The following is an 18,863-nucleotide window of genomic DNA, read 5'->3' as shown; positions in this document are numbered from 1 at the left end:
TCCTCATAAGAACTATATTACTATCATTTATTCCGAAAACAGACACATAAAATAGACGAAACTTACATAAGCTTCGTCCTTTCATCAACATAACTATTTTAGAAGCGGCAGCATCTCTTAATTGGTCATTAACTGATGCAGCTGTTTTTGAACGTCTTGGATTTTTAGTTTTGAAATATGAGCATATTCATCAATTTCTAAGAAATAAACAAGATATGTTTCGTTTTTTGGTGTGATGTGTGAAACTTTCTGTAAATTTACGATATAAGACCGATGCGTTTGACTAAACATGGAAGGATTCAAATACATATAGATATCACTAATATTTTCATACGTCTCATACACACGTGATTGAGTATAAATCAAGCATTTTTTTCCGGATTTTTCGATAAAGATAATTTGATCAATTGGAATGTAATAAGTAGATCCATTAAATTTTACAGGCAGCCTCTTTAATTGATCACCCGGCTTTTTTGACTGATTGTTATCAATTCTAATGGAATTTTTGGCCCGCTCTAACGCCATGTAAAGTCTGGTTTTTTCAATCGGTTTTACAATGTAATCCAGTGCTGACAACTCAAATGCCTTCACGGCAAATTCATCGTAACCGGTGATAAAAATAAAGTTTAAATTCGGCTTAATGCGCAGGCACTTTTTTATTGCATCTACACCGTTAATCGTAGGCATGTTAATGTCTACGAGCAAAAGGTCTGGACTTTTAGCCATCACTTCTTGTACAAGCTGCTCTCCGTCTTTACAGATTCCGATAACTTCAAATTCCGGAAGCTGCTCTATAAAATAATCTAAAATTTCAACCGAATCTTCGTTATCATCGGCAATAATTAAGTTAATTTTGTTCATCCTGACTCCCCCTAGGATACAATGTTAAAGTATAGTACGAACTATTGCCCATTCTGCTTTACGCATGTTTACACATCATTATAGTGTTTTTATGTTGAGATGAATGATCTACACGGAAGCTAATCGTTAATGAAACGCATAACGATTGTTCATGGGGAATATTGCAATAATTGTAGGTTTTCTAGAAGAAGAAATAAAAACCGTTTAGCTATTATCATTTATTTTCCTAACAATGATTTAATACCCTTTTTATAATCTGTAAATCAGCATGCCAAAAATCTTTATTCAATATTTTTGATAAAGATGACAGGCTCTTTTCAATCATTTTGTCTTCTCTTACTATTAAAACATGTTCTACGTTCTTTCACCCATACTTTTATTAGTTTTTTTACTTTTTATTCAAGGGAATTAATTCCATATTATCCTCGATAACCATGTATTTGTAAGCTTATCTACAAAAATTTATGTATTTTTTATTCATTTTATTATAAAAATTCTAGCATATAACGTTATGAACTTACATATGTATTCCGAACTAGTTCCTTTTAGAACTATGATTATTATACCATTTCATAGTATAAATCACATATAGTTAAACGTGAAGACTTTCCAGTCCTTTAAGAGTTCACAGCTATTTATTTGTAAAATTAATCAATCCATTCCTCTACAAAGGATAAACATGCCTAATTATCCATCTATTATTTGTAAAAAAACAGGCCTAAAGTTATACTTCGGCCCGTTTTGCATTTATTTCTTATTTTTCATTTGTTACAATTTGCTGTGCTTGTTTCGGTACAAAGAAACGATTCTTTTTATCCTGAACAACCACACTGTCCATTTGAATTTTTTTTCCATTTACAATAGCAATATTTTTATTTACTGGGAAACGTACCGTTCGCTTATTGTTTGTAACAACCAGCACAGGGTTGTTTTTGTCTTTGGAGTCCACCGCTACATTTGAGCCTTTAAAAGCTTTATTTGCTTCAATAAATAATTCATTTGTTAACTCGTTTAAGTTAATATTCATTGATTTAGCCATATGTTTAGCAATATCCGTATTATCAAAGTGCCCCGTTGGTCGATTTACGCCGTATGAATACAGAAATACATCCTCACCCGTATGACCGCCCGTTGTGAATCCAAGGTTTGCTCGGTTGGCTAATAACTTCGATAGTGTAGCACTGATCTCTTTTTTATCTCTTGCTTTAGTCAGCTGCGCTTTTTCCTCTGAAGTTAGATTTGATAAACCATACAAAGCAGCTACTTCTTCTTTATTTGATAAATCTTCTTTTAATTTAGACGTAGCACCTTCTAACGTCATTTTTGCTTTTTTTAATGGATCAATATAAGCAGAAACAGGTGTGGTATCGTATCCTTTTGTTGTATTTGCATTACCGATTGAAAGACCGCTGTTTCCGTGATCGGCAATCGCAATAACCATCGTATTTCCATCTCTTTTAGCGAACTCTACTGCTTTGCCCACTGCTTCATCAAACGCTAATACATCGCTAATCATTCCTACTGGATCATTCGCATGAGCTGCCCAATCCGTTTTGCTTCCTTCAACAAATAAGAAAAAACCGTCCTTATCTTTTGATAGTGTTGTTATTGCTTTATTTGTCATCTGGGACAACTTTGGCTGTTCTGCTTTTGTCTGCGGTCGGTCCATATCATACGCTAAATCTCGGTCGGCAAAGCTCCCCCAGATTTTTTTGGCGCGTGACTGCTCTAATTCCTTTTTATTTTCCACAAAGTCATATCCTCTTTTGTTCAATACGTTGACTAAGTTTTCCCCGTCTTTCCGGCTTTTTTCTTCTTTTCCCGGAAGAAGAGATTGCTTACCTCCTCCAAGCACTACATCAATATTTTGATACACTTGCTGTTCGGCTAGCGTTTGAAAATCATCACGGTTATAGTTGTGGGCTGAAAAACCAGCTGGTGTGGCGTGTTGGATTTCAGAAGTAGCCACAATTCCTGTCGCGCGCCCTGAAAGCTTTGCTCCTTCTAGAACGTTTGCTACGGGACGAAATTGATCTTCTTTTTCTACGGATTTAACTCCAGGTGTATTCACTACTGAAGGAAGCACACCTACATAACCTGAATTTGATTTATTTCCTGTTGCTAAAGCAGTAGCTGCCGGGGCGGAATCTGTAATAGCAGATTCTGCCGAATACGCACGTACTCCCCCGGCCATCAGCTGATCCATATGTAACGGTTTTCCCTTGTACCATCTTGCGAGTGTAGTAGCATTTGAACTCGTCCCGTCCATTACCATCATAATGACATTTTGAGGTTTCTTAGCTGACTTATGCTCCACTTTTGCTTCCGTTTGAATAAGTGAGTTTCCTACACCAAACGAGGCCAATGCTACTGCTCCTGCCAGTGTAATACCTGCTAATTTTTTCTTCATATAAATGTATCCGCTCCTTTATTTAATTGTCTTCGACATGTCTAAAGTTACCATTCAAACGTAAATCCACTGTTTATCCACTGTAAAAGAGTGTAAAGTTTGTCTTTATATTCTTCCTTTCTTCTTCAGAAAAAATAGTCGAATAAAAAGGAAGTACATGAACAAACTACCAGTAATAGAAAGTCATGCGAGGGGCACGGTTATGTTTAAACATTTATTTAAAAAAAAGAATGCAGACGATCAGCCCAAAAAAACATTGGATGAACTGATTAACCAATTTAAAAAATCAAGTGATTTTACAACGTTAGCCATCGGTTCGCAGCACCGAAAGTACATCATTACTTATTTTAAGCAGCTCGTAAACATGCAAAGTGTTGAAGATAAAATACTCGAGCCTTTTCAAAAACTAGACTTCACGTTAAGCAGTATATATGAAGTTGAAAATGTTCTGCCGATTGAAGATATTTCAGTCACAAAAGATACAAAAGAAATTTTAGAAAAGATGCTGCGCGGCTATGTGATGTTTCAATTGCATAAAGACGATAAGCTAGTAGCGCTTATTAAAGTTCAAAGCTTTGATACAGGGTTTCGAAAAGAAAATGAAACAGAAAATGAGTTCAGCGTCGTCGGTCCTAAAATTGGTTTTGTAGAGGATTTAGATGTCAATCTCTATTTAATGAGAAAAACGGTCATTTCCGAAAACCTTATTTTTAAAGAACTCACCGTAGGAAATAAATCGAAAACGCGCGTGGTGCTTGTTTACTTAGAAGGCGTAACGAACCCTCAGCACGTAGACACCATGACCCAGCGCCTTGAAGATATAGATTTTGACGTCATTTTTGATAGTACAATGCTTGATCAATTAATTTCCGATAATTCTTCTACGGCGTTTCCGCTCTTTTTAACAACGGAACGCATTGATCGCGTCTTGTTTAGTCTGTTAAACGGGCAAGCTGCCTTCTTTTCGAGCGGTTCTCCTTACGCAGTTACGGGACCGTCAACGCTGCTTGACTTCTTTATTTCACCCGAAGACTATTATTTGCCATGGGTTCTAGGGTCATTTTTCCGAGTTATTCGTATTTTGGGCGTCTTTTTCTCTATTTTTGCTACGCCTCTTTATGTAGCTATTGTTACGTATCATTATGAGATGCTTCCAAAAGATCTGCTTGGTCCTATTATCTTTTCAAGGACAAACGTTCCTTTTCCACCTGTTATCGAAGTGCTTTTTTTAGAAATAACCATTGAACTGCTTCGCGAAGCCGGAGCCAGGCTTCCAACAAAAGTAGGCCAAACACTGGGAATCGTAGGTGGGATTGTTATTGGGCAAGCAACAGTAGAAGCTGCGTTAACAAGCAATATTTTGCTTATTATTGTTTCACTGACAGCTTTAGCCTCTTTTACAACGCCTATTTTTAAAATGTCTAACACCATCCGGCTGTTACGTTTTCCGTTTATTTTGTTTGCTACTGCGTTTGGTTTAGTCGGCATCACGTTTGGTTTTTGTTTCTTGCTGGTTCATTTGCTTCGCTTAAAATCTTTGGGTATGCCTTATCTTGTTCCGCTTTTTCCGTTTCGCCCAACAGAGTATAGGGATACCTTTCTGCGATTGCCCTATAGTCATACAGCCAAGCGCCCAAGCTACTTGCGTCCTTTAGAGCGCTTTCGCTATAACCCAAATAAAGCGAATAAGGCTAAACGAAAAAGTAATTTAGATAATGAGTAAAGCGGGGAAACGTCATGAAGAGAATACTTATTTTATGCACTTGCCTTACTTTCTTAACGAGCTGTGCAGACCGTGAAACAATTGACGAAATTCAAGTAGTTAACTCCATCGGATATGATTATATTCCTCAAAGCAATAAAGTCAGAGGAACCATTTTATACCCTATCTATAAATACGGGCCAACGGAAGAACCCAGTATTATTGCGGCTACTACTAATTCGTCATTTGATATTCCACTTCGTTTAAACAATAAATCATCTCTTCCGGTCGCTTTTGGGCAGCTAAGGAGCATTGTCATGGGAAAAGAATTTGCAACACACGGCGTGGATGAATTAGTAAACACGATTGCTAGAAATCCAGACCTTGGACGTAATATTAAATTAAGCATCGTAGATGGCAACGCACATGAATTATTGAGCTCTGTTACAAAAAAGAAAATTAAAGACTATCAGTTTATTTCTAATTTGATTGAACAAAATATCCGAACAGAAAATTTGCCTAACACCAATTTACAAATTTTTTTATTCAGTTTTTTTAGTGACGACCGCGACCCGTATCTGCCTGTTTTAGCTCAAGAAAAAGATGCCATTAAATTAAAGGGACTGGCGCTGTTTAAAGAACAAAAAGTTGTTACAACCATTGGAATGAAAGAAACATTTTTATTTAAGCTGCTAACAAGCGGAACAAAACACGGCCGCTACGCAGTAAAAATTAAAGAGAATGACCGTAAAGGCGAGATCATCCTGCAAAACTTGCGCACCAAAACAAAGTATGAAATTAAAGGAAATCATCAACATCCAAGTATCGTTGCACACTTAACTATCGATGGGCTTGTAAAAGAGTTTCCTGGATGGGTGAACTTAACAGACCCAGCTCGTATTAAAATGGTAGAAAAAACGCTTCAAAAAGATATTGAAAAAGATGGGGATGCATTTATTAAGAAACTTCAGCAGCACAAAATCGATCCCATTTGTTTTACAGATTATGTTCGAAGTAAAACACGCGGGTTTAACAGTGAAGAATTCAAAGCGCAATATCCGGATATGAATATTGAAGTAAAAGCTCGCGTTCATCTTATTCAAACCGGGATTAGCAACTAGGAGGAAGAAAAGATGCATAATACAATTAAAGAAGAAAATCAAGTTTCCCCTTCTTTTCTTTTTTTCTTAGTGCATTCTACGCAAATTGGCGTTGGGATACTAGGATTTCAGCGTTATATTATTAAAGGAGCTGGATATGAAGCTTGGATATCCATCTTTCTTGCTGCAATTAGCATCTGTATTTTATTAGCGATGATTTTTAATATCTTAACCCGTGAAAACAGCGATATTATCGATATTCACCGGTTATATTTCGGGAAATACCTTGGAGGAGCTTTAACTCTTGCCGCTTCCATTTATTATTTTATCTTTGCGTTAACAATTTACCGAACGTACGTAGAGATTTTACAAATATGGATGTTTCCACAGCTGGAAACATGGATTGTATCACTTGTTTACTTACCTATTATTTACTATACAGTTTCCGGTGGGTTTCGCGTTATTACTGGAATTGCTTTTTTTGGGGTCGTGCTTCCCTTGCCACTCTTATTTGCTTTAATTTACCCGCTAAAATATGGGCACCTTAATAATTTATTTCCTTTATTTGACCACACGATCTGGGAATTTTTAATTTCAACTAAAATGATGACCTTTGATAATTTAGGATTTGAATCCGTGCTTTTTTTCTATCCTTTTATAAAAAATGGCGCTACTAGTCAGAAGTGGGGGCAATTCGGCGTTTTGTTCAGCACTTTTTTATATTTGTGCACAGCATTAGTGTCATTTGCCTACTTTAGTCAAGGACAGTTAGCTCATACCATATGGCCAACTTTAACGATGGCTAAAATTATTGAAATCCCATTTTTACAGCGTTTTGAATATATTTTAATTTCTCTGTGGCTTTTAGTCGTTCTTCCTACTATTGCTGTCAGCGTATGGTGTACAATTCGTGGATTTAGTAAAACATTTAATAAGCCGCCTACGATTTTTCTCATATTAGTTCTTATTGCCCTTCTTGGTTTTTCTATTTTCTTTGATGATAGAGAAACCATCGATCAGCTTAATACACGATTATCTATGACCGGCTTTTACTTTATTTATGGCTACATTCCTTTCCTTTTTCTCTATAGCCTCATTCGAGCCAAAATAAAACAAAAGAAAACACAAAAAGAAGAGCGTGAGCCAACTTTAAGTTGAATCACGCTCTTCTTTTTTTCATACTATGTTATTTGTTAAATAAAACAGCGTATTCCTCGTATCCTTCTTTTTCTAAATCTTCTTTGGGAACAAAGCGAAGAGCTGCTGAGTTGATGCAGTAACGCAAGCCGCCTGCATCTTGCGGACCATCATCAAATAAATGACCTAAATGAGAGTTAGCTGTTTTGCTTCGTACTTCTGTACGAACCATATTATGACTAACGTCCATATTTTCTTTTACTTCATCTTTATTAATCGCTTTTGTGAAAGATGGCCATCCGCATCCGGCATCATATTTATCAGTTGAACTAAACAATGGCTCCCCTGATACAACATCTACATAAATACCCTCTTCTGTATGATCCCAAAATTCATTGCGAAACGGAGGTTCCGTTGCGTCATTTTGAGTCACTTCATACTGAATAGGGGTTAATGTCGTTTTCAGCTTCTCGTCGCGTCCAAAGTCTTTCCAGTTTTCTTTAATGAAACGATCACGTCCAGACCCGCGTCGATACATAGCATAGCGGAATTTATTTTTCTTATAATAACCTTGATGGTATTCTTCCGCTTCATAAAACGGTTTTGCCGGTAGAATTTGTGTAGCAATTGGCTCAGAAAAACGACCGCTTGCTTCTAATTGTTGCTTCGATTCTTCAGCTAGTTCCTTTTGATGTTCATTGTGGTAAAAGATAGCTGTTCGATACGAGTCGCCTCGATCGGCAAATTGTCCGCCTGCATCCGTTGGATCAATTTGAGGCCAGTATAGTTCCAAAAGCTTTTCATATGGAAAAACTTCTGGGTCAAATGTAATTTGGACCGCTTCATAGTGGCCCGTTGTTTCTGAGCATACTTCTTTGTACGTCGGGTTCTCTTTGTGACCGCCTGTATAGCCAGATACAACTTTTATAATGCCTGGCTGTTCATCAAAGGGCTTTACCATACACCAAAAACAGCCGCCGGCAAAAGTTGCTACTTCATATTGTTCTGTCAAAAAGATGACCTCCTTCATGTGTTCTTTCTATTATTATACGCTGATTTGATGTTCTCACCAACTAACTTGCTTCTTGTACTCTTTCCGTTTTAAGACAAAAAAATAACCAGTGAAGGCCATATTCACTGATTATTTTTCCGTATTTAAAGCGCTTTATTTTTGATCGCCTTTAATTTTGTGAAACAGTTTATTCACCGTTTCAATTTCTTTATCTGTAAAGTGCTCAAAACGCTCAAGGAAATAGGCTCGTTTCTTCTCTTGAATAGAATTAAAAATATCCTGTCCTTCCTTGGTCAGTTCGATATCAATAATACGCCGATCGTTTTCAGACCGTTTGCGTGCAATGTAGCCTTTTGATAAAAGCAAGTCTGTTACCGCCGTAATGTGGCTTGCTGACACTTGAAGATACTTTGATAAATCAGTTGATCGCTGCCTGCCGGAATCAACTAGCATACGAAGCACCATAAATTCATTTGTTGATAGCTCTGAATTGTATACTTCATTAATTTCTTGGCGAAGCTGCCTGAACACAAAGCGAAACAGCGTCTCCATTTCTTGAACGAGCTCTTCTCTTTTTTTCACTTGTCACTCTCCTTATCGCTATCACGTGATAACGAATATGTATTTACGAAAGTATTTCACTTTCTTAACTTAATTAGTTTTATCAAATTACTAAGCGTTTCGTCAACTATCATTGAGATTTTTTTCCACAAATCTGTACGAATTGATGTATTTTTCATAAAATTCCATAAAAAAAGCGATTTACCGTTATGGTAAATCGCTGCTAGTAGCTAAAAATACCGGTTAAAAAGCTTCTCCATCTCGGAACAGGCTTTTTGGCTTTTAAGCTATCTTCACTTTTTAACTGACTTTCAAGTTCCACTACTCGATTTTCTAATTTTGTAATAACTTTATTTAATCGATCGATTTCTGAACGATGCTCTAAAATTTGAAAGGTCACTACTTCTCCCGCTTTTTCTTCTGTACGCTTTTCATTTTCAATCAGTCTTAAAAAAAGCTGATCAAGCTGCTTTTGCATGTCTTGCGCACGTTCATCAGATATAATGACTTCCTCTTTTTCTACTACTTTTTCTACCACTTTGACGACGGCTTGACGATTGCGGTTTTTTTGAAAGTTTCTAAGTGCTTCAATATTTTCTTCTGTAAACTCACAGTGTCCCGATTCATTTCTCTCTAGCTCGATATCCGCCATTTTAACCCATTTTAATACCGTACTTGGATGTATTCCCAGCGACTTTGCCACATCTACCGTTTTCATCGTCATGTTCCATCCCTCCATTTTTTTCATTTACTAGCCATTTCGAGAGAAATTTTTAAATCCCTTCATACGTGACAAAACTAGTATGAATTCGTCAAAGAAAGTGGACGTTCAACAAATGAAGAAAATGATGTCATTATTCCTTAAAAAAACTCGTATAAACCTTCTGCAAAATAACAAAATTCGCTCTGTGAAATCTGCTTGCCATATCCCTTAAAAAAAGACGGAATCTTTACCTGTAAAGATTCCGTCTTCAAAGCCCACAGCAAGCGCCATATCATAACGAGCATCTCCGCAAGTTCCTCCGCTCCAGTCAATAACAGCTGTTATCCGACCGTCGTGTATAAGTACATTATCAATCGTGTAGTCTCCGTGAATAAGCACCTCTTTTCTGCATATCATGTTTTGCTTCTGTAGTTGTTTTAGCAGCTGTTGATTTCCGTCTACCTTATAGTGGGTTAAATTGTACTCTGCCTCTTGCAGCATTCGGTGGATCCACGGCTGCTTACTCACTAATCGTTTTGGACATTTCGCATCGTGAATACGAGCCAGCAGACGCCCCATTTCATAGACAACGTGCTCGCGCTTTTTTTCATTATCTTCTTTCTCTAAATACTCTCTTACCGTCTTTCCTTCAAAAAATTCTAGCAGCAGCCAGCTCTGTTCTGCTGTTTGAACGAATTTGTAAGCATTCGGACATCGGAATTTTCCCAGCATTTTTATATTTCCCAATACACAATATTCCTTAAATAACCATTTTCTGTACTTTTCCCCTTTTGCTCGCTTTAAAACATATCTCCCTTTAGGAGTATGAAGAATACCAACATCCGATGTACACCCTTGCTTTGGAAACGTCACTTTTTCGATTTGCTTTACATACTTTTTTATAGAATGAGGAAGTTCTTCTACTATAATAGGCTGCAACTATCTCACTCTCCTTTCTTTCTACATTCTCTTTTACATTATATTTTCCTACAAAAAGGGATTGAGACCTAACTAAATCACTCCAATCTAAAGACGAACAAATTGGATAAATGATCTAGTATGGATCACTTATTACACCGCTGTTGATTTCCGTGCAAGACTTCGCTCTCCGCGGGCGGCCGCTGAGCCTCCTCGTCCGCTTTTCCCCCAGGAGTCTTTGCCTTGCCCTCCAATCAACAGCTAGAAGCAACTACATACATGAAACCTACGCTCACCATAACCATGAAAAAATCCGAACGAGTTGGATTCTCCATCAAGAATCTCGATTCATCGTTCGAATCTTCCTTCAACTAAACTACTTTTGTCCCAGCCTCTTACCCTTTACCAAGCACCCAGCGGCTTTTGGTAAACATCGTATAACCAATCGTAAATAAAACAACTGTACAAACCGACAAGCTTCCTATTGTATAGGCAAGACTCTGCATGTCATAGACACCGTAGAGAAGCTGTTTCATAAGTGCAAATACGTTATAAATAGGAATTAAGAATCCGCTTGGCTGCAGTTCGTGTACGGATTTTCCCATCAGTAAAAAGTACGGAAGTATCGCTACAATCATAATCTGGGATGTGTAGCTTTGCGCTTCTTTAACCGAACTTGCTAAAAGGCTAAGAATGCATAATACCATAGCTCCTAGAAGCGCTAGTAAAGTAAGACTAACTAAAAATGAGAAAATAAAGGTTGTAAAATGCCCGTTAAGCTGCAGTGCATTATTTAATACGGTTGTTAAATAACGCACAGACAAAACAAAGGCCAATGTCGACAAAAGGCCGCTTATGATACCGAATGTAGAGATAGTCAGCCATTTTCCAACCAGTAATTGCGTTCGTTTGACAGGAGACATCAATAAAGCTTCCATCGTCTTTCGTTCTTTTTCACCTGCAAAGATATCATTTGCAGAAGGAAGAATACCACCTAAAACGCCCATAATGATAATCATTGGGGCAAACATCGCAATCATAGTTAAAGAGCCATCATCTTCCTTAGACACTCCTTTTTCTACCACATTAAACGGAGCAATCGTTTGACTATTGACATTTAATTGACCTAAACGTTCGTTAACTATAGCTTCTCGATGTTTATTCAATATATTTTGTATATAATCCGCCGTAGCGCCTGAGTTCATACTGGATGAATCAGTATAAACAGTAACTTCTGGCGATTTCATGTTACGCATTTCTGAAGAAAAATCACCTGGTATCTGTAATGCCGCTAATGCCTTCCCTTGTTCTACAGCGCTGAGTGGATTTTTACTTTCAATTACTTTAATGTTGTCATCGTTTTTTAACCAATCAATAACACTGGCATCAGAATTCTTTATAACAGCTACCGACATAGAATCTGTTCGATCACTGGCCATCATTTTGTCGGCAAAAAAGATAATCCCTACATTTAACAAAATCGGAATCAACACGCTAAAGATAATCGTTTTGCGATCTCTCAAACAATCAATTAACTCTTTTTTATAAATATGCCAAATCATATTAAGCCCCCCTCACGATACGCGACATAAAGATGTAGTTTAAATCTGTGCTTTCCTCTTCTTTATACAGCTGTTCATTTGTTCCTTGATAAATCATTTTTCCTTTATGAATCATGATGATAGACTGACACAGCATCTCTACTTCTTCCATAATGTGACTGGAAAAAATAATCGTTTTTCCTTCTTTCTGCAGACTCTTAATAAGCTCGCGAAACATGTTTGCCGATGTAATATCTAATCCTGTTGTCGGCTCATCAAATAGGATAACGTCGGGGTTATGGAGAATGGTGCGTGCAATAGCTACTTTTTGACGCATTCCTTTTGAAAAGCCTCCTACGCGACGATCCAAATAGTCTTTCATTCCAAAACGTTTGGCCAGTTCCTCAATCCTTACCTTTGTTTCATGTTTGCTCATTCCATAAAACTTGGCAAAATAAGCTAAGTTTTCACGGGCAGTCAAACGGTCGTATAAACCTGTTTCACCGCCAAAAAGTACGCCGATTCTTTGTTTTATTTTATCGGACTGTTTATGAATGTTAATTCCGTTAATGAACATATCACCTTCCGATGGTTCAAGCACAGTCGCCAGCATTCGTAAAAGCGTTGTTTTCCCCGCTCCGTTTTCACCTAAAAGCCCTACAATTTCTCCTTTTGCGATGGTTACATTAACATCTTCAATAGCTGCAATTGTTTGCTTTTTCTCTTTAAAATATTTCGTAACACCTTGGATTTCAATCATATCCGCTCTCCCCTTTTACTGTGATTAACTATATCTTAGCTTATTTTTTATACAGCATCTTCCATCTTGTCATAAAGAGGGTTTTTTATGTCGCGAAACGTCCTTTCTATCTTGTAAATCATGGTAAAATAGTGTGGTAATATCCAATAGAATGAAACAAAGAGGGTTTTTATTTATGAAGGTAGGATTAGTGGACGATCATTCATATGATTTAGAGAAATTGAGGATTTCTTTAGAAAGAGAAGATGATATAGACATACTTTTTTCAACTAGCAGCGCGGAGGAAGCTTATAACGAAATTAAAAAAAATGAAATTGATTTATTAATCACCGATATTGAAATGCCAAAGCTATCAGGTTATGAGCTTGCAGACTTTATCAATGCTTACGCACTTGATATTCAAGTCATCTTTGTCACTGGGCACAGCGGCTTTGCCGTTCATGCATTTGAACTCAACGTTTTGGACTATATTATGAAGCCTTATTCTAAAGAGCGTCTGTTAAAAGGCGTTCAGCGTTTCCATCAAAAAAAACAATCAAAAGAAACAAGAGATAAGCTTATTTTAAAACAAAAAACTGAAATGCAAGTGCTGAACAAACAAGATATTATATTTGCAGAACGAACGGGTCGCTCTACTACAATCATAACGACAAATGGAGAGTTTAGTACCTATCAATCGTTAAACGAAATTGAAAAAGAATTAACAGCGAGTCATTTTCTAAGGTCTCATCGAGCTTTTATTATTAACATTTCCTATATTCAAAATTTCTCGCTGTATACCAAACACTCATACTCCGTGATCTTTCAACGCACTGAAAAAACAGCTTTAATCACAAAAACGAATTTGGACGTTTTACAAAAAGACTATTTTTAAAGGAGGGACTATCTAAAATGAGACTATTTTACACACTAGTTTTACTAACCGTTTTGGTGCTCCTCTTTTTCAAAAGCCTACCTGTTAGTTTACATCTCATACTTAGTCTTTTTATTATTGGTTCATTTTTTATATGGAGAAAAAAATATCAGACGGCTCCTTCAATAAATATAAAGAAAACAATTACCCTGGCTTCGTTTTTCCTGCTTCTATGTAGTCTATCTTCACCTTTCAGTATTAGTCTAACCGTTATCGCAATCATTGGTTACATGACCGACATTTTTTCGTCTTATCAACAATACATATTCGTAAGAAACCGGGAAAGCAGCGCTTCACGTGAAGTTCAAAAAAACAATGAACTTTTTCAAGCGTTAAGAGCTGAAAGGCATGATTTTATCAAACATGTTAGTGCCGTATCCTACCTTCTAGAAACAAAACAAAGACAGCAGGCACAAAATTATATTCAAGATTACGTTGAAGCCTTGAATGATACCCATTCATATATTCAAGGTGAACATTCTCACGTTGCTTCTGTTATGCATCAAAGCAAGAATCAAGCAAATTCGTGGGGAATACATATGAATGTTCACTTAGATTCACCGTTATCACAGCTGCCATTGAAGCACCTTGACCAAATGAATCTCATTATGAATTTAATGCATAATGCGTTAGAAGCCGCTCATTCTTCCGAAAAAAAAGAGATAACCGTTTCAAGCATGATTCGTAGTGGCATTTACATTTTAGAAATCAGCAATTCTACCGCTGCTTTATCAAGAGAGCGTCAAGATCATTTGTTTACTTCTTTTCATGTTACAGAAAAGAAAGAACATCACGAAGGTCTTGGCACATGGATTATTTCTCAACTTGTTTCCAAATACCACGGACGCTTAGAATATACATATCACGATTTAACTCTTTCTATTAAAATAAAATTCCCGATAGTTGTTTCGTCAAAACAAGCAACATAGCCGCTGTAGCCTAAGCGGCTTTTTTTCGTATGAGCCTCTTCTATACGCACACACTATAAAAAGCACCGAAAAAAAGAAATATTTCACACTTGTTTTAGCTCTTTTATCGTCACTTTTTTGGTTTTTGATTTTTTATATGCAAATCTATTGCATTTCGAGTAAAAAACGAATATTATATATCATGTTGCTTTTAATGTTCGTTATTTTTGGAGGTTACTTATGTTTAAGTTAAAAGAATATAACACGGATGCTAAAACGGAGATTTTAGCTGGTATTACAACGTTTTTAACCATGATTTATATCGTCATTGTGAACCCAGTTATTTTATCCAGCGCCGGCGTTCCTTTTGATCAAGTATTTACAGCTACTATTATTTCAGCAGTCGTAGCTACGCTATGGATGGCTCTTGCAGCTAACTATCCAATTGCTATTGCTCCCGGTATGGGAATGAATGCATACTTTGCTGCTTTAGTTGTTGGTTCAAATGGAAGTATCGACTATGCTACTGCTTTTTCAGCTGTATTCGTAGCGGGTATTATCTTTATCATCCTATCGTTAACATCGTTTCGTGAAAAATTAATTGAAGCTATTCCAAACAATTTAAAGCACGCGATTAGTGCTGGTATCGGTTTATTTATTGCTTTTATCGGGCTTCGTTCAGCCGGTATTATTGTTGCAAATAAATCAAATTTAATTGGACTTGGTGATTTGCAGTCTGAAAAAGTAGTTTTAACACTGATCGGACTTGCGATTACAATCATTTTATATACACTAAATGTAAACGGCGCTTTATTCTTCGGTATGATTATTACGGGATTAATTGCTTTCTTTAGAGGACAGCTTTCATTTGATAAAGGTTTGTTTGCTTCTCCTCACCTTCCAGACGGCTTAATGATTTCAAATCCTTTTGCTGCTTTTGGAGATGTTATTCATCATAATCTGTACACAGTTGTTTTTTCTTTCTTACTTGTTACAATTTTTGATACAACAGGTACAATGGTAGGAGTAGCTCAACAGGCCGGTCTTATGAAAGGTAATAAGATGCCTCGCGTACGTCAAGCATTGCTTGCTGACTCATTTGGTACAACGATTGGAGCTTTATTTGGTACAAGCCCAACAACGGCTTACGTTGAATCTTCATCTGGTGTAGCAGCAGGCGGACGTACAGGTCTAACGGGTGTGACGGTAGCCATTTTATTTATTGTTGCAGCGTTCTTTAGTCCAGTTGTAAGCTCGGTTTCTGACGTAGCAGCTATTACTTCACCTGCATTAATTATTGTCGGAAGCTTAATGATGGGTGCTGTAGCTAAAATTAATTGGAATGACTTTGATGAAGCGTTTCCTGCCTTTTTAGTTGTTCTAGCAATGCCTCTTACATCAAGTATTGCAACAGGAATTGCGCTTGGCTTCATTTCTTATCCGTTAATGAAGCTGGTAAAAGGAAAAGGCAAACAAGTTCATCCGCTTGTGTATGTCTTTGCTGTTTTATTTCTCTATCAGCTCATCTTTTTACCGCATTAAAAAAGCTTGGAGATTCGTCTCCAAGCTTTTTTTATTGAAAGTGATTGTTACTTTCTTTTGTTTGATAAAGATAATTTTCCACATAGATGTGTTCTGCATCAGAAGCGTTCTTTATCCCTTCTTCTGGATCTAACTCGATACTTCTCTTTTTAGCTATATAATCCACTAGCGCCCCAAACCCTAAAAGACCGCCTATGATCCCAGCAAATACAATCCATATTGGCAATCGCTTCACGTCCCTTTTCTTTTAATTGTATCATCTTCAGCACAACAGGTAAATATTAACATACCTTCTTCACTTGTAAATAAAACGCTTTTTACCAAATATACGTAAAAAACTTCTTTGTATTTGGTATACTAAACTCACGGCATGTTCTACAGAGAAAGGGGCTTAATTGCATATGAACAAACAGCTTGGAACGTTAATGTTTGTTATTTTTATGGTATTTGTCGGCTTTGGAGTGATCATCCCCATCGTACCTGAAGTTATTCGTGCCACGGGTGCAAGCACGGTCAATTTAGGAATACTAATGGCTAGCTATTCGATCGCATCTTTTATTACTGCACCTTTTTGGGGAAAGCTTTCCGATATAAAAGGCCGGCGTCCCATCTTACTTTGGGGCTTACTTGGATTTAGCGCAAGCTTTTTTCTTTTTTCGGCGGCAGAAAACTCTCTGACTTTAATGTATACGTCGCGCATCATCGGAGGTTTGTTCGCAGGAGCTGTTATTCCTTGTGCTTTTGCATATGCTTCTGATAGTACAGATGAAGAAAACCGTACGAAAGCAATGGGACTGTTAGGAATGTCGATTGGCTTAGGATTTATTTTGGGACCGGCATTAGGCGGCGTCCTTTCATCTTTCGGCTTGTTTGTTCCCTTCGTTATCTCTGGTATCTTGTCACTGATTATGACAGCGTTCTCATTCTTTACATTAAAAGAATCTTTACGAAAAGAATCTGCTGCTAAAGTACAGACATCCAGATGGCATGATTTCACGTCAGATTTTCAAGGAGCTATGAAGTATTTATATGTTCTTTCATTTTTAGCTACTTTTACGCTCGCTGGTTTAGAAGCTACTTTTCAATTTTTTCAAATAGCGAAAATTAATGCTACTCCTACGACAATCGGATGGATGTTTATGGCGAGCGGTTTAACTCAAGCGCTGATTCAAGGCGGTGTGCTGCAGCGATTTAAAAAAGGAAATGAAAAAAAGCTGATGGCCATTGGCTTATTGGTTTCAGCAATAGGATTTACGTCTATTTTGTTATCTTCTAGTGCCGCTAATGCTACCTTATTTTTATGCATATTTACAGCAGGAAATGCCCTTATTCGTCCTTGTGTCCTCTCATTAATTACGATGAGAACCAAAGTAGGATATGGCTCTGCTTCGGGGCTAACTGCTTCAATGGATAGCTTAGGGCGTATTTTTGGCCCTCTGCTTGGTGCATTTGCCTTTAAACTCAATATGACGCTGCCTTTTATTATCGGAGCGGTTGTCACTTTAGCTGCTTTACTGCTGATTCAGCGTCATACAGCTCTAGATTATTCTGAGCAAACACTATCATCGTAGAGGCTGGGGACAAACGTATTTTAGTCGAACGAAGATCCGAACGATGAATCGTTCGGATTTTTTCATGGTGATAGTGAGCGTAGGTTTCATATATGTAAGTACTTCTAGTGGTTGATTGGAGAGCAAAGCGGAGACTCCTGCGGGATAAGCGGAATAGATGAGACCCCGCAGAAGCGGAAGCGACGAGGAGGCTCAGCGGCCGCCCGCGGAAAGCGAAGTCTTGCACGGAAATCAACAGCCGATTCCTACTAGCTCATGTAGCTAATTTGTTGGTCTTTGCATTAATTTAGCTATGTCTCAATCTCTTTTCATCGTTACTAACACAAGATTATCAGCAGCTGCAGTACGTTTTATAATTGAAAACTGATGCGCTTTGTACAGCTTAATCGCAGGTGTATTTCGCTCGGCTGTCGACACGATACATTCACATTTTGAATATCTTTGGAGTACATGTGTTAAAAGACGGCTTCCAATTCCTTTTCGAAAGTAACGAGGACGTACAACAAGGCGGCAAACCGTTAATCGCTCATTTTCTTTTTCAAACGACAGCACGCCAGCTAGCTTACCTTCAATCATTTCTCCGATAAACACTTCCTTGCTTTTCATAATATCTTCTTTGCTTTCTGTAAGCTGAGGAATGCCTGAAAAACCAATGAGTCTGGCTTCTTCTTGATAAGCTTCTACTTGCACAGCTACTATTTGAAGAGCGATATCCACTCTTTGATGTTCTAGGGTTTGAAGCATGAAACCCACTCCATTTCATTCATAAATTTAGACAAATTCCATGTTTTCACTATATCCAAACACCTTCCTTGTACATATTGTATTATGTACTACTGAATTAGCCAGGAGGTGTTTATATGCATATCACTGCTGAAAGAATTAGAGAAGCAACAGAAGCGCTTGCTTGCACTGAGCTTGAAACATTTATGTACCAAGAGCCAACTGCGCGCCACAGACGCTCTCGTCGTCGTTCTACTCGCCGCACTACTCGTCGCACTACTCGTCGCACTACTCGCCGTTCTACTCGCCGCACTACTCGCCGCACTACTCGTCGTTCTACTCGCCGCACTACTCGCCGCACTACTCGTCGTTCTACTCGTCGTTCTACTCGCCGTTCTAGCCGTCGCCGCTGTCGCTGCGGTTCACCTTGTTGCTCATACCCATGGTTTAATAAATCATTTGGCTGCTGCTTTAAAGGGCATGGCTGTCGTCGCTAAATAA

Annotated in this window: 19 protein-coding genes; 9 read left to right on the top strand and 10 right to left on the bottom strand. The window is 37.7% G+C overall.

The features are described from left to right. Positions 1–117: 117 nt before the first annotated feature. Together LIS78_RS06175 and LIS78_RS06170 are read right to left on the bottom strand one after the other, a co-directional pair. Entirely contained in the window at positions 118–861 is a 744-nt protein-coding gene (locus LIS78_RS06175; RefSeq protein WP_195780857.1) for a LytR/AlgR family response regulator transcription factor, read from the bottom strand. 754 nt (positions 862–1,615) lie between these two features. Beyond that, on the bottom strand, positions 1,616–3,271 hold the full coding sequence (locus LIS78_RS06170; protein WP_252284840.1) for an alkaline phosphatase: 1,656 nt from the start codon (positions 3,269–3,271) through the stop codon (positions 1,616–1,618). Positions 3,272–3,473: 202 nt separating this feature from the next. Here LIS78_RS06170 and LIS78_RS06165 point away from each other — a divergent pair, with 202 nt between their 5' ends. From LIS78_RS06165 to LIS78_RS06155, 3 genes are read left to right on the top strand one after another with little or no spacing between them, the layout of a single operon-like run. After that, positions 3,474–4,994, top strand: a complete 1,521-nt coding sequence (locus LIS78_RS06165) for a spore germination protein (protein ID WP_252284839.1) — start codon at positions 3,474–3,476, stop codon at positions 4,992–4,994. Positions 4,995–5,008: 14 nt separating this feature from the next. Next, positions 5,009–6,094 (top strand): Ger(x)C family spore germination protein, encoded by a 1,086-nt coding sequence (locus tag LIS78_RS06160; protein WP_209151182.1) that lies wholly within the window; start codon positions 5,009–5,011, stop codon positions 6,092–6,094. A 12-nt stretch (positions 6,095–6,106) separates the two neighbouring features. After that, positions 6,107–7,231 carry a GerAB/ArcD/ProY family transporter gene (locus LIS78_RS06155; protein WP_209151181.1) on the top strand — a complete coding sequence of 375 codons (1,125 nt, stop codon included), beginning with the start codon at positions 6,107–6,109 and terminating at the stop codon, positions 7,229–7,231. Between the two features lie 28 nt (positions 7,232–7,259). Here LIS78_RS06155 and msrA read toward each other — a convergent pair whose 3' ends face one another. From msrA to LIS78_RS06125, 6 genes are all read right to left on the bottom strand, one after another. Next, entirely contained in the window at positions 7,260–8,222 is a 963-nt protein-coding gene (gene msrA / locus LIS78_RS06150; protein WP_195780862.1) for a peptide-methionine (S)-S-oxide reductase MsrA, read from the bottom strand. 153 nt (positions 8,223–8,375) lie between these two features. Continuing rightward, positions 8,376–8,804: a MarR family winged helix-turn-helix transcriptional regulator gene (locus LIS78_RS06145; protein ID WP_209151180.1), complete on the bottom strand. Its 429-nt coding sequence runs from the start codon at positions 8,802–8,804 to the stop codon at positions 8,376–8,378. Between the two features lie 202 nt (positions 8,805–9,006). After that, entirely contained in the window at positions 9,007–9,507 is a 501-nt protein-coding gene (locus tag LIS78_RS06140) for a MerR family transcriptional regulator (RefSeq protein WP_209151179.1), read from the bottom strand. 207 nt (positions 9,508–9,714) lie between these two features. Beyond that, complete coding sequence (locus LIS78_RS06135) at positions 9,715–10,425, bottom strand: phosphotransferase family protein (protein WP_252284838.1); 711 nt, start codon at positions 10,423–10,425, stop codon at positions 9,715–9,717. A 374-nt stretch (positions 10,426–10,799) separates the two neighbouring features. Beyond that, positions 10,800–11,966, bottom strand: a complete 1,167-nt coding sequence (locus tag LIS78_RS06130; protein WP_209151178.1) for an ABC transporter permease — start codon at positions 11,964–11,966, stop codon at positions 10,800–10,802. Between the two features lies 1 nt (position 11,967). Continuing rightward, positions 11,968–12,705 (bottom strand): ABC transporter ATP-binding protein, encoded by a 738-nt coding sequence (locus LIS78_RS06125; protein WP_209151177.1) that lies wholly within the window; start codon positions 12,703–12,705, stop codon positions 11,968–11,970. Positions 12,706–12,880: 175 nt separating this feature from the next. Here LIS78_RS06125 and LIS78_RS06120 point away from each other — a divergent pair, with 175 nt between their 5' ends. The 3 genes from LIS78_RS06120 (at position 12,881) to LIS78_RS06110 (ending at position 16,068) form a co-directional block, all read left to right on the top strand. Then, a complete protein-coding gene (locus tag LIS78_RS06120; RefSeq protein WP_209151176.1) occupies positions 12,881–13,579 on the top strand; it encodes a LytR/AlgR family response regulator transcription factor in 699 nt (232 codons plus the stop codon). 17 nt (positions 13,580–13,596) lie between these two features. Further along, a complete protein-coding gene (locus LIS78_RS06115; protein ID WP_252284837.1) occupies positions 13,597–14,547 on the top strand; it encodes a sensor histidine kinase in 951 nt (316 codons plus the stop codon). Positions 14,548–14,766: 219 nt separating this feature from the next. Further along, a complete protein-coding gene (locus LIS78_RS06110; protein ID WP_252284836.1) occupies positions 14,767–16,068 on the top strand; it encodes an NCS2 family permease in 1,302 nt (433 codons plus the stop codon). A 31-nt stretch (positions 16,069–16,099) separates the two neighbouring features. On the opposite strand, the gene LIS78_RS06105 is transcribed toward LIS78_RS06110, so the two are convergent. Beyond that, positions 16,100–16,294 (bottom strand): hypothetical protein, encoded by a 195-nt coding sequence (locus tag LIS78_RS06105; protein WP_209151173.1) that lies wholly within the window; start codon positions 16,292–16,294, stop codon positions 16,100–16,102. Positions 16,295–16,469: 175 nt separating this feature from the next. On the opposite strand from LIS78_RS06105, the gene LIS78_RS06100 reads away from it, so the two are divergent. Then, positions 16,470–17,639 (top strand): MFS transporter, encoded by a 1,170-nt coding sequence (locus tag LIS78_RS06100; RefSeq protein ID WP_209151172.1) that lies wholly within the window; start codon positions 16,470–16,472, stop codon positions 17,637–17,639. Between the two features lie 111 nt (positions 17,640–17,750). Then, the gene (locus tag LIS78_RS06095) at positions 17,751–17,891 is read left to right on the top strand and encodes a hypothetical protein (RefSeq protein WP_252284835.1); all 141 of its coding nucleotides are present in this window, start codon (positions 17,751–17,753) and stop codon (positions 17,889–17,891) included. 45 nt (positions 17,892–17,936) lie between these two features. Here LIS78_RS06095 and LIS78_RS06090 read toward each other — a convergent pair whose 3' ends face one another. Beyond that, positions 17,937–18,383 carry a GNAT family N-acetyltransferase gene (locus LIS78_RS06090; RefSeq protein ID WP_252284834.1) on the bottom strand — a complete coding sequence of 149 codons (447 nt, stop codon included), beginning with the start codon at positions 18,381–18,383 and terminating at the stop codon, positions 17,937–17,939. A gap of 116 nt (positions 18,384–18,499) precedes the next feature. Here LIS78_RS06090 and LIS78_RS06085 point away from each other — a divergent pair, with 116 nt between their 5' ends. Beyond that, positions 18,500–18,859 (top strand): CotG/ExsB N-terminal domain-containing protein, encoded by a 360-nt coding sequence (locus LIS78_RS06085; protein WP_252284833.1) that lies wholly within the window; start codon positions 18,500–18,502, stop codon positions 18,857–18,859. The last annotated feature ends 4 nt before the right edge of the window (positions 18,860–18,863 follow it).

Source organism: Priestia megaterium (assembly GCF_023824195.1).
In the GTDB taxonomy this organism is placed as follows: Bacteria; Bacillota; Bacilli; order Bacillales; family Bacillaceae_H; genus Priestia; species Priestia megaterium_D.
The sequence above is the reverse complement of the archived record's forward strand: the minus strand, read 5'-3'. Positions and strand labels throughout refer to the sequence as shown.

Excerpts from the sequence above, each read along its gene's own strand:
- LIS78_RS06175 (WP_195780857.1), bottom strand. The coding sequence starts at position 861 with ATGAACAAAATTAACTTAATTATTGCCGATGATAACGAAGATTCGGTT.
- LIS78_RS06170 (WP_252284840.1), bottom strand. The coding sequence starts at position 3,271 with ATGAAGAAAAAATTAGCAGGTATTACACTGGCAGGAGCAGTAGCATTG.
- LIS78_RS06165 (WP_252284839.1), top strand. The coding sequence starts at position 3,474 with ATGTTTAAACATTTATTTAAAAAAAAGAATGCAGACGATCAGCCCAAA.
- LIS78_RS06160 (WP_209151182.1), top strand. The coding sequence starts at position 5,009 with ATGAAGAGAATACTTATTTTATGCACTTGCCTTACTTTCTTAACGAGC.
- LIS78_RS06155 (WP_209151181.1), top strand. The coding sequence starts at position 6,107 with ATGCATAATACAATTAAAGAAGAAAATCAAGTTTCCCCTTCTTTTCTT.
- LIS78_RS06140 (WP_209151179.1), bottom strand. The coding sequence starts at position 9,507 with ATGACGATGAAAACGGTAGATGTGGCAAAGTCGCTGGGAATACATCCA.
- LIS78_RS06130 (WP_209151178.1), bottom strand. The coding sequence starts at position 11,966 with ATGATTTGGCATATTTATAAAAAAGAGTTAATTGATTGTTTGAGAGAT.
- LIS78_RS06125 (WP_209151177.1), bottom strand. The coding sequence starts at position 12,705 with ATGATTGAAATCCAAGGTGTTACGAAATATTTTAAAGAGAAAAAGCAA.
- LIS78_RS06120 (WP_209151176.1), top strand. The coding sequence starts at position 12,881 with ATGAAGGTAGGATTAGTGGACGATCATTCATATGATTTAGAGAAATTG.
- LIS78_RS06115 (WP_252284837.1), top strand. The coding sequence starts at position 13,597 with ATGAGACTATTTTACACACTAGTTTTACTAACCGTTTTGGTGCTCCTC.
- LIS78_RS06110 (WP_252284836.1), top strand. The coding sequence starts at position 14,767 with ATGTTTAAGTTAAAAGAATATAACACGGATGCTAAAACGGAGATTTTA.
- LIS78_RS06100 (WP_209151172.1), top strand. The coding sequence starts at position 16,470 with ATGAACAAACAGCTTGGAACGTTAATGTTTGTTATTTTTATGGTATTT.
- LIS78_RS06090 (WP_252284834.1), bottom strand. The coding sequence starts at position 18,383 with ATGCTTCAAACCCTAGAACATCAAAGAGTGGATATCGCTCTTCAAATA.
- LIS78_RS06085 (WP_252284833.1), top strand. The coding sequence starts at position 18,500 with ATGCATATCACTGCTGAAAGAATTAGAGAAGCAACAGAAGCGCTTGCT.